The organism is Neobacillus drentensis, from assembly GCF_036962765.1.
GTDB lineage: Bacteria > Bacillota > Bacilli > Bacillales > Cytobacillaceae > Neobacillus > Neobacillus drentensis_C.
In genome coordinates, this window is the sequence record NZ_JBALOS010000156.1 from 1 (window position 1) to 9486 (window position 9486).

Below are 9486 nucleotides of genomic sequence, written 5' to 3' on the forward strand. Positions count from 1 at the left end.
GTAGGACGTTGCCAGGCTTGCCCCAATCGGGGCTATTATTTTGCTTACTATTTATAGCGGCCCCTTGGTCAAGTGGTTAAGACACCTCCCTTTCACGGAGGTAACACGGGTTCGAATCCCGTAGGGGTCACCAAAGTTTTTTTACGCAAGAAAAAAACTTTCATCATTGTGGAGGATTAGCTCAGCTGGGAGAGCATCTGCCTTACAAGCAGAGGGTCGGCGGTTCGATCCCGTCATCCTCCACCATAAATTATATTTGTTCTTTGGCGGTGTAGCTCAGCTGGCTAGAGCGTACGGTTCATACCCGTAAGGTCGGGGGTTCGATCCCCTCCGCCGCTACCAATGAATTTTTGTTTGAAACTGGAGGAATACCCAAGTTTGGCTGAAGGGATCGGTCTTGAAAACCGACAGGCGGGTCAAACCGCGCGGGGGTTCGAATCCCTCTTCCTCCTCCATATTTTTTAATCGTCGCGGGGTGGAGCAGTCCGGTAGCTCGTCGGGCTCATAACCCGAAGGTCGCAGGTTCAAATCCTGTCCCCGCAATTTGGTCCGGTAGTTCAGTTGGTTAGAATGCCTGCCTGTCACGCAGGAGGTCGCGGGTTCGAGTCCCGTCCGGACCGCCATTTTTTTCTAGTAGGTTTCCTACTATTGATATATAGATTTTGGCGATTGTGGCGAAGTGGTTAACGCACCTGATTGTGGTTCAGGCATTCGTGGGTTCGATTCCCATCAGTCGCCCCATTTATTTTTAACATATTGGGCTATAGCCAAGCGGTAAGGCATCGCACTTTGACTGCGACATGCGTTGGTTCAAATCCAGCTAGCCCAGCCATTTTTTTATTTGCGGGTGTAGTTTAGTGGTAAAACCTCAGCCTTCCAAGCTGATGATGAGAGTTCGATTCTCTTCACCCGCTCCAATTAAATTTTTGGGCCTATAGCTCAGCTGGTTAGAGCGCACGCCTGATAAGCGTGAGGTCGATGGTTCGAGTCCATTTAGGCCCATCATAAATGCACACATATTAAAAGACTTGGAGGCTGTATTGAGCTTCCAAGTCTTTTTTTGGTCTTGTCCTAAATGATTACTCACAAATAATGTCTGAACCGTAAAATGCATCAGATTTCTGGTCTCAGCCAGGTTCATTTTATACTCTATCGGCAAAATATATGTTTTCCAATTCTTTTAATTTGTGGACGACTCCATATCCAACTGCTTGTCGCAGTGTCAGGATTAAAATAGTAAATAGCCCCTTCGCTAGGATCCCAGCCGTTGATGGCATCCATAACTGCTTTCTTCGCTGTCGCATTAGGAGTTAAATTAATCTGGCCATCTGCTACAGCAGTAAAGGCCCCGGGTTGATAGATGACACCTGCCACCGTATCAGGAAATGAAGAGTTGGTGACACGATTTAAAATAACAGCTGCAACAGCGACCTGCCCAGTGTATTCCTCTCCACGTGATTCCCCGTAAACAGCGTTAGACATCAATTGAATATCATTCTGTGAAAAACCGGATGGTACATTAGCAGAATTATTACCTGATGAACCTGGTTTTTCATACTTTGTAGCTTTAACAATAGCAGCCTTTGTTTTTGCACCGACAATTCCATCGACTGGGAGACCGAATTGATCTTGAAAATTCCGAACGGCCCAGTAAGTATTCCAGCCAAATACACCGTCCACCTCACTTTTATAAAAGCCGTTATATTTGAGTCGTGACTGTAACTCAATTACGTCCTCTCCTGTCGAACCTCTTTGCAGCACCTGACTTGTAAACGCTAGTACGTCTTTACTTTGTTCGCTAGTGGTGATGAACACAATTAAAAGAACAATAAAAATCAGCCGTGTCTTAATGAAAGCTTTTTCTAGCAAAATTTAGCCTCCTAAGAACATTAATAATTTTATCTTCTTCTATTTTTACCCTTTTATGTGATTTTTTTATTAAAAAAGGATACCGTTTTAGATTACGGTATCCTTTCTAAATATTTAATGATTCCTTATGAGCTTTTTTCACATTCATTAAGAAATCTCCTTGTTATTTCACTTTCATTGATTGAAAAACTAATCAAACGTTTGATTAAAATGGCTTGAGGAATTGGCATTAATGAGCTTTACTTATTTACACTTATCTTAAAGTAAATAAAAGTTGTGAAAAGATCTCTACTTATTTATTAGACTCCAAAATGACTTCCGCATAAAACTGAATCGCCTTCAGGTAGTTTTCGATACTGACATGTTCATTCGTGCCATGCATTCGGTTGAGGTCTTCTGAAGTAATCTGGACAGGTAAGAACCGGTACGTATTCTTCGAAATAGTGTCATATTGCCGTGCATCAGAGCCGGCAAACATTAAATAGGGGGCAACGACTGCATTCCCGTAAACATTCCTTGCTGCTTGTTGAATCGACTTAAAGGGCCATCCCTTAATCGAAGACACCTTGGATGCTTCATTTCCCGTTATCGTCACTTTAATATCATCATCTTCTATGGTAGCTTTAATGAACTTCTTTACCTCTCCTAAGGAATCACCAGGCATAAGACGGAGGTTGATGATTGCTGTAGCCTTTTCTGGTAAAGCATTATATTGCTCGCCCGCCTGAAAAATCGTTGGGGCGATAGTGGTACGAATTAATGCTGCAGAAGCTGGCTGACCAAGTAATATTTTTTCAATCACTGGCTCGAAAATACCTTTGTTGGCAAACACATATTTCATTCCAAAACTCATTTCCGGTGCAACAAATTCAAATAAGTCTTCCCCCGGACCTCTAAGGTCACCATTAAACTGGGTATCTTCTAATTTAGCTATCGCCTTTGATATCCGGCCAATATTGGTGTGGTCCTTTGGCTGGGAGGAGTGACCGCCGCTGCCTTCAATCGTTAATTCTGCCGTAGCAGATCCTTTTTCAGAAATACCAACGACACCAACAGGCTGGTTCACCCCAGGAACCATGTTTTCGACAATCGCGCCCCCTTCATCTAAAACATAGTCAAACGTGACCCCTCTATCTTTTAGGGTGTCTACAATGGCGCTAGCCCCTTCGTCACCACCAATTTCTTCATCAAATCCAAACATGAAATACATATCACGCTCCGGTTTGAAACCTTCAGTTACTAAATAATCAACAGCTTCTAAAATTCCGATCACGCCGATCTTATCATCTAACGTTCCCCGGCCCCATATCTTACCGTCCACAACAGCACCACTGAAAGGATCTTGCTCCCAATTGGCTTCCGTTCCAGATAAGACAGGAACAACATCATAATGACTTGTTAAACCGATGGGGTTTTTGCTCGTATCTGAACCTTGCCATTTATAAACCAGTGCGTAATCATTAACCTTTTCAAATTCAAGCTGTTCATAAACGTTTGGGAAGCTTTCCTGTAAAAAGGCAATAAACTTCTGGAATTCCTTAAAATCAAACTTACTTCGGTCCTGATAGGATACCGTTTTGAATGTGATGGCTTTGGACAAATGCTGAACCGCTTCTTTCTCGTTAATTACTACTTTTGTAACGTGGGGGACAGGTTGTTTTGACTTTAGTGTCAGTGTGTTGGAAACGGTTACAAATAAGAAAACAAGAATGATACAGCCAAAAATTTGTAGTGCGAGCTTTCGTTTTTTCATTGTAAAATCCTCCACTTTTCCTGTTAATATCTTAATAGTACAATATTTATCAGAATAGCGGGAATTTTATGTGAATAGACAAAATGAAAGAGCGATTATACTAGATAATCGCTCTACATGTCTGTCCTTATTTCAGCGCTTTGCTAACTTTCAGTTTCTTCCCTTTTATGGTGGCATTCTCCATCGCTTGTAAGACGAGTGAGCCTTTCCCATTCAGAATATCGACATAGGTCATTTGATCCTGGATGGTGATAATGCCAATATCATCGGCTGTGACACCAGGAATTTTTGCGATGGTCCCGACAAAATCGACCGCGCGCATCTTTTTCTTTTTTCCTCCACTGAAATGGAGCTTCATAATACCTTGGTTAATTCGAGCCGTTTTATTATTTTTCACGACGCGTCGGCCGCTAATTTTTTCCGCGAAAGCCTCTTTTCCTTTCGCGACGTCTTCAGGCTTAGGTGCCTCCATTTTCGGAATCTCAAACCCAATATATCGTTCAATCCCGCGAACAAATTTCCCTTCATATGGTGTGGCAAACGTAATCGCCTTGCCTTCATTGCCTGCACGTCCCGTTCTTCCTGTACGGTGGACATAGCTTTCTTTTTCCATCGGGACGTCATAATTGATGACGAGAGTTACATTATCGATATCTATTCCACGTGCGGCCACATCCGTTGCAACGAGATAGCGGAAATTTCCCATTTTGAAGCCGTCCATTACGGCAAACCGATCTTGTTGTTCTAATCCCCCATGGAGTCGTTCACAAGAATAATTGGAGCCTTCTAATTCGCTGTACACCGTATCCACATGTTCTTTTGTTCGGCAAAAAATAAGACAGCTGTCTGGATTTTCAATAACTGTAACATCTTTTAGCAGAGAAAGCTTATCTTCTTCTTTCACCTCAATTAACAGATGTTCAATCGTATCGGTCGTGACCCCGGTAGAAGCGATCTCGATATTAACAGGATTGTTCATGTATTTATGGCAGAGGTTCTCAACATCCTGTGGTAAGGTAGCCGAAAATACCATCGTGACTCTGTCAGACGGAAGCTCTTTTATAATCGCTTCGACTTCGTCGATAAACCCCATATTAAGCATTTCATCTGCTTCATCAATAATAAGATACTTGATTTCGTCTAGTACGAGGGTCTCTCTGTCGATATGGTCCATGACACGTCCTGGTGTCCCAACGACGACATGCGTTTTTTGCTGCAATTCTTCTTTTTGCTTCGAAAAGGGTTCTTTTCCATAGACTGCCATTGCCTTAATTCGTTTAAACCTGCCGATATTTGTTACGTCCTCGCGAACTTGAACGGCAAGTTCCCTAGTCGGGGTAAGAATTAATGCTTGAGGCTTTCTTTCTTCCCAGTCAATCATGTCACATATAGGAATAGCAAAAGAAGCGGTTTTACCGCTGCCTGTTTGTGATTTTACGACAAGATCTTGATTTCTCAATGCTAAAGGGATAACTTCGGTTTGAACCTCGGTGGGAGTGTCATATTTTAAAATGGCCAGTGCTCTTGTGAGTTCATCACTTAAATTATAATCCGTAAAACTTTTTTCGCTCATGTATTAACCTCGTTTATTAGTATTATCCGGCTTATCTATATGATTTCTCGCAAAGAAATATCGTATGCATAATCTGAATATGGTTCATTATACTTGATAAATTGAAAAAAACGAACAGTGACTAACACCGTTCGTCCTTTTAATGCAAAAAGAAGAAGCAGGAACCATGAAAATGGATTCCTGCTTCCTTCTTTAAAAGTGGAATAAAGGGGGCAATCGTTTGTGACAATTTATATTAACTTCTAATATTAGGTTTCTAATTGTAATTGAAATGTTATAGACGAATCTACTTAATACTAGAAGCGCCAACTAATGATTCTGGTGTCATACCTGATACTAAAAGGCTGATTTTTGCGTAACCGATATTTTTGACCTCAGAAAAAGTTTGTTTCAATACTTGGGAATCTTGGTCATCTTTTAATTTTTGTAATTCTTTTTTATACAAGCGCAGAACAGATCCGTACACAAAATTAGGGGTATTTTGACCAGGATCCTCATCCATAATTAAACATCCCATGTATTGATATTTAAATTGTAATGCACGTGTAAGATTAACAATATCCAACAGTTTTTTAAAAAGATTTGGATAGTCTTTTTGAAATTTCTCAAGGACTTCGTTGGCTGCTTTTAATTCATCAATACTAGATAAAGTTATCATCATAAATTCTTCCTCCTCTTAATTGTCCCAAGGTTTTTCTAGTGAAATAAACTCAGCTAATTCTTTACTTTTTTGTCTTTTTAATTTGCGAATTTCTGCTCTTTCTTTACCTGTTGTGTAGAGAAATTTTTCTTCCGCGGTTTCAGGGATAATACTTGGAACTTCAACAGGACGCTTATTTTCATCTAAAGCTACAAAAGTCAAAAACGCTGTAGCTGCGATGCGGCGCTCGCCATTCATCATATCTTCTGCGATAACTTTACAAAAAACTTCCATAGATGTTCTACCTGTATAGGATACAAACGATTCGACACAGACTGAATCCGTTTGATGGATAGGGCATAAGAAATCGATATGATCAGTAGATGCAGTTACGCATTCTTTCACTCGAGAATGCCTACGGGCTGATAATGTTGCGGCATCATCCAGCTTTTTCATCAAAACTCCGCCAAACAATGTATTGTAATTATTTAAATCGCAAGATAATACTTGCGCTGTATTAATAATGCGGCTTTCTTTCGCTTTTTTTGCTTTCATTTAATTTGCTTCCTTTCATGATGGGATATCCTAGCAAGTAAATACAATATCCACGTTGTAAAAAGGTTTTTCTTGCCTGAAACAAGTGTACGCCGCATTGTTCGGTTAGTAAAATGGTTATATTTTATCTTTAGTATAGCTTTTATCTATGTAAACACTTTCAATTATGCATTATATAAATAGTGAATTTTTAGATAATAAAGGACGGTTCCATTATTATGAACCGTCATGACTAGTATAGGGCATATAAAATTAATCTTGAATTCCCTTTGTGAGCTGTTCTTTAGTGAATTTCAGCCATTCTTTTGCAGCATAGGAGAAGTATTGATCTTTGCCCCAAATAATGGCTAGGTTCCAACTGATGGACGGGTTAACTACTTTAACCGACTTTAAGTTTCTATTTAGATTATGGCAAATACTCTCCGGCAGTAGGGAAATTCCAAGTTTGAACGAAACCATTTCTTCAATAAAAGACTGCTGTGAACTTTCAGATATAATGTGCGGATTAAAGCCTACATTATTACATGAAAGAATAATGCGATCGTTTAAGACAAAGTCCTTATTAAACAAAATAAACGATTCGTTAGCCAATTCAGATAACTGGACTTCCTCTTTTTCTGCTAGTGGGTGTGATGGGTGAAGGATGAGCTTTAGGTCTTCTTCCATAAAAGAGAAATGGTTGAAGAGTTCGTTCTTAGTCGGAAGAACAATGATTCCAACATCAAGAAGATTTTTGTCCACATCTTCTTCTATTTTCTTAGAACCATCTTCTACTAATTGAAAAGTAATCCCAGGGTACTTTTCGTGGAAGCTGCCAACAATTTTGAGGAATTGATGCGCATTAAATATTGGAGGCAATCCAATACGAATATGCCCCTTTTTTAGTCCTGTAAGGTTGTCCAATTCCGTTTCTAAATTTTTAAATGCTTTGTCAATTAATTTTGCTTGTTCCAATATGATTAGACCTGCATCGGTCAAGTTTAATTGTTTACGGGAGCGATCAAAAAGAGCAACGCCCAACTCCGTCTCAAGGTTTTTAATCATTTTACTAATGGTTGGTTGAGTAATAAATAAATGATCTGCCGCTCGGGAAAAACTGTTGTAATTCGATACTTCAATAAAATATTGTAAATGTTTGATATCCAATATGCACACCTTCTTGTAATTGATCTTTAGGATTGATATTTCAATTAAGTATCTGGAAATAATTAAATTATTTTATCACATGGCCAACATCTTTTATAGCACAGCAAAAATCAGACACTCAATGCACATTTTGATAAAAAAATATTATGTTATGTGACATTTGTCATACCCTGTACATGACACCTGCTACTAACAAGGACAAACTCCTTTCTATATACTTTGATATAACGAAACAAAGAAGGAAGGGAATTCAATAAAATGACCACACAAAATACGAAAACTCTAAAAAAACAAGTTGCTCCCTTTGAAAAATCAACGACAAAAGAAAGTGTATGGCAGATTATTAACACAGTCGCACCATTTATTGCATTATGGTACCTTGCCTATTTAAGCCTATCCGTTTCCTATTGGTTAGCATTAGTTCCGATCGTGATAGCCGCAGGATTTTTAACAAGGATTTTCATCATATTTCATGACTGTACCCATCATTCCTTTTTTAAAAGCCGCCGTGCCAATCGAATTGTTGGAACAGCGATGGGTGTGTTAACGATCTTCCCGTTTGATCAATGGGGACATGAGCATTCTGTTCATCATGCAACAAGTGGTAACCTGGATAAACGTGGAACTGGTGATATTTGGACACTTACAGTAGATGAATATTTAGCTGCACCACTTAGACTTCGCCTTGCCTATCGTTTTTATCGTAATCCACTGGTTATGCTTGGATTAGGTCCAATTTATGTGTTTCTTCTTAAAAATCGATTTAACCGTAAAGGTGCTAAAAGGAAAGAGCGAAACAACACTTATTTGACGAATGTTCTGATTGTTGCTTTGATTAGTTTGCTTTGTTGGGCAATCGGATGGCAGGCGTTTCTATTAGTACAGGGCTCGATTTTCATGATTTCAGGAGCTGCAGGTATTTGGTTGTTTTATGTACAGCATACGTTTGAAGATTCTTATTTTGAAGAAGATAAAGAATGGGAATACGTGAAAGCAGCAGTAGAAGGCAGTTCTTTCTATAAGCTTCCAAAAGTTTTGCAATGGCTCACTGGGAATATTGGTTTCCACCATGTTCACCATTTAAGCCCTCGTGTGCCTAACTATAAGTTGGAAGAAGCACACAATAATACGCCGCCTTTACAAAAAGTACCAACCATTTCTCTTGCTACAAGCTTACGGTCACTTCGTTTCCGTTTGTGGGATGAGGAACGAAAGAATTTTGTCAGCTTTAAGGAAGTCAAAGCGTTAGCAAAGAAAAGGTTTTCTGTACAACAGATTAAACCGGAAATTTAACCATTAACTAAACATTATAACAGGCTTACTCCCCTTAATTTAAGGGGAGTTGTTATTTACATAACAGCTGCCAGATAAGGAGAGAACTTACATGATTCGAATTGTTATTGCAGAGGATCAAGAAATGCTGCTAGGGGCTATGGGTTCTCTCCTGAATTTGGAAGAGGATATGGAAGTAGTCGGCCAGGCAAGCAATGGGGAAGAGGCTATTGCACTAGTGCACCGATTGCAGCCTGATATTTGTATCATGGATATTGAGATGCCTGAAATGAGCGGTCTTGAGGCAGCGGAAGCTTTAAGGTCATTTGGCTGTAAGGTCATTATCCTAACAACCTTTGCTCGGAGTGGATATTATCAGCGTGCCTTACAAGCGGAAGTAAGTGGATTTTTATTGAAGGATAGCCCGAGTGAGGAATTAGCATGCTCCATTCGCAGCATTGTCCATGGAGATAGAATATACTGTCCCGAACTAATCGATGAAGAATCGGTCGATGATCAGGAACACGATATAGAAGTGTTCCAACCGCGCGCCCGGCAACAGACAAAAATTAACACAGTTAGAAATTACCTCACCACCATACTAGATAAAATGAAATTGCCAACAGGCTAAGAAAATGGGTGTCAGGCACCATGTGAAATTTTCACATGGTGCCTGAC

8 protein-coding genes and 10 tRNA genes are annotated in these 9486 nt (G+C 39.8%); 12 read left to right on the top strand and 6 right to left on the bottom strand.

Translation table 11 applies throughout. The features are described from left to right. The first annotated feature begins 58 nt into the window (after nt 1-58). From V7137_RS19205 to V7137_RS19250, 10 genes are all read left to right on the top strand, one after another. Nucleotides 59-133, top strand: a tRNA-Glu gene (locus V7137_RS19205). A 37-nt stretch (nt 134-170) separates the two neighbouring features. After that, nucleotides 171-246, top strand: a tRNA-Val gene (locus tag V7137_RS19210). A 19-nt stretch (nt 247-265) separates the two neighbouring features. After that, nucleotides 266-342 (top strand) — tRNA-Met (locus V7137_RS19215). A gap of 20 nt (nt 343-362) precedes the next feature. Then, a tRNA-Ser gene (locus tag V7137_RS19220) sits at nt 363-455 on the top strand. Between the two features lie 14 nt (nt 456-469). Then, a tRNA-Met gene (locus V7137_RS19225) sits at nt 470-543 on the top strand. Between the two features lie 3 nt (nt 544-546). Beyond that, a tRNA-Asp gene (locus V7137_RS19230) sits at nt 547-623 on the top strand. Between the two features lie 42 nt (nt 624-665). Beyond that, a tRNA-His gene (locus V7137_RS19235) sits at nt 666-741 on the top strand. Between the two features lie 16 nt (nt 742-757). Next, a tRNA-Gln gene (locus tag V7137_RS19240) sits at nt 758-832 on the top strand. Nucleotides 833-843: 11 nt separating this feature from the next. Continuing rightward, nucleotides 844-917: transfer RNA gene (locus tag V7137_RS19245), tRNA-Gly, on the top strand. 11 nt (nt 918-928) lie between these two features. Then, nucleotides 929-1002 (top strand) — tRNA-Ile (locus tag V7137_RS19250). 147 nt (nt 1003-1149) lie between these two features. Here V7137_RS19250 and sleB read toward each other — a convergent pair. The 6 genes from sleB to cidR all read right to left on the bottom strand — a co-directional run bounded on the left by sleB (nt 1150) and on the right by cidR (nt 7536). Next, nucleotides 1150-1869 (bottom strand): spore cortex-lytic enzyme, encoded by a 720-nt coding sequence (gene sleB, locus V7137_RS19255; RefSeq protein WP_335699565.1) that lies wholly within the window; start codon nt 1867-1869, stop codon nt 1150-1152. A 292-nt stretch (nt 1870-2161) separates the two neighbouring features. Continuing rightward, the gene (locus V7137_RS19260) at nt 2162-3622 is read right to left on the bottom strand and encodes a M20 family peptidase (RefSeq protein ID WP_335699566.1); all 1461 of its coding nucleotides are present in this window, start codon (nt 3620-3622) and stop codon (nt 2162-2164) included. 127 nt (nt 3623-3749) lie between these two features. Continuing rightward, on the bottom strand, nt 3750-5195 hold the full coding sequence (locus V7137_RS19265; RefSeq protein WP_335699567.1) for a DEAD/DEAH box helicase: 1446 nt from the start codon (nt 5193-5195) through the stop codon (nt 3750-3752). Nucleotides 5196-5481: 286 nt separating this feature from the next. Beyond that, the gene (locus tag V7137_RS19270) at nt 5482-5856 is read right to left on the bottom strand and encodes a hypothetical protein (RefSeq protein WP_335699568.1); all 375 of its coding nucleotides are present in this window, start codon (nt 5854-5856) and stop codon (nt 5482-5484) included. A 15-nt stretch (nt 5857-5871) separates the two neighbouring features. Continuing rightward, nucleotides 5872-6390 carry an acyl-CoA thioesterase gene (locus V7137_RS19275; RefSeq protein WP_335699569.1) on the bottom strand — a complete coding sequence of 173 codons (519 nt, stop codon included), beginning with the start codon at nt 6388-6390 and terminating at the stop codon, nt 5872-5874. Nucleotides 6391-6642: 252 nt separating this feature from the next. Further along, nucleotides 6643-7536 (bottom strand): cidABC operon transcriptional activator CidR, encoded by an 894-nt coding sequence (cidR, locus tag V7137_RS19280; protein WP_335699570.1) that lies wholly within the window; start codon nt 7534-7536, stop codon nt 6643-6645. A 258-nt stretch (nt 7537-7794) separates the two neighbouring features. Between cidR and V7137_RS19285 the strand changes: the two genes are divergently transcribed. Together V7137_RS19285 and V7137_RS19290 are read left to right on the top strand one after the other, a co-directional pair. Next, on the top strand, nt 7795-8829 hold the full coding sequence (locus tag V7137_RS19285; RefSeq protein WP_335699571.1) for a fatty acid desaturase: 1035 nt from the start codon (nt 7795-7797) through the stop codon (nt 8827-8829). 91 nt (nt 8830-8920) lie between these two features. Next, on the top strand, nt 8921-9439 hold the full coding sequence (locus V7137_RS19290) for a response regulator (RefSeq protein ID WP_335699572.1): 519 nt from the start codon (nt 8921-8923) through the stop codon (nt 9437-9439). Nucleotides 9440-9486: the final 47 nt, after the last annotated feature.

What these genes read in the sequence shown, in the direction of transcription:
- V7137_RS19275 (WP_335699569.1), bottom strand. Translation starts at nt 6,390, where the DNA reads ATGAAAGCAAAAAAAGCGAAAGAAAGCCGCATTATTAATACAGCGCAA.
- V7137_RS19270 (WP_335699568.1), bottom strand. Translation starts at nt 5,856, where the DNA reads ATGATGATAACTTTATCTAGTATTGATGAATTAAAAGCAGCCAACGAA.
- V7137_RS19290 (WP_335699572.1), top strand. Translation starts at nt 8,921, where the DNA reads ATGATTCGAATTGTTATTGCAGAGGATCAAGAAATGCTGCTAGGGGCT.
- V7137_RS19285 (WP_335699571.1), top strand. Translation starts at nt 7,795, where the DNA reads ATGACCACACAAAATACGAAAACTCTAAAAAAACAAGTTGCTCCCTTT.
- V7137_RS19265 (WP_335699567.1), bottom strand. Translation starts at nt 5,195, where the DNA reads ATGAGCGAAAAAAGTTTTACGGATTATAATTTAAGTGATGAACTCACA.
- V7137_RS19260 (WP_335699566.1), bottom strand. Translation starts at nt 3,622, where the DNA reads ATGAAAAAACGAAAGCTCGCACTACAAATTTTTGGCTGTATCATTCTT.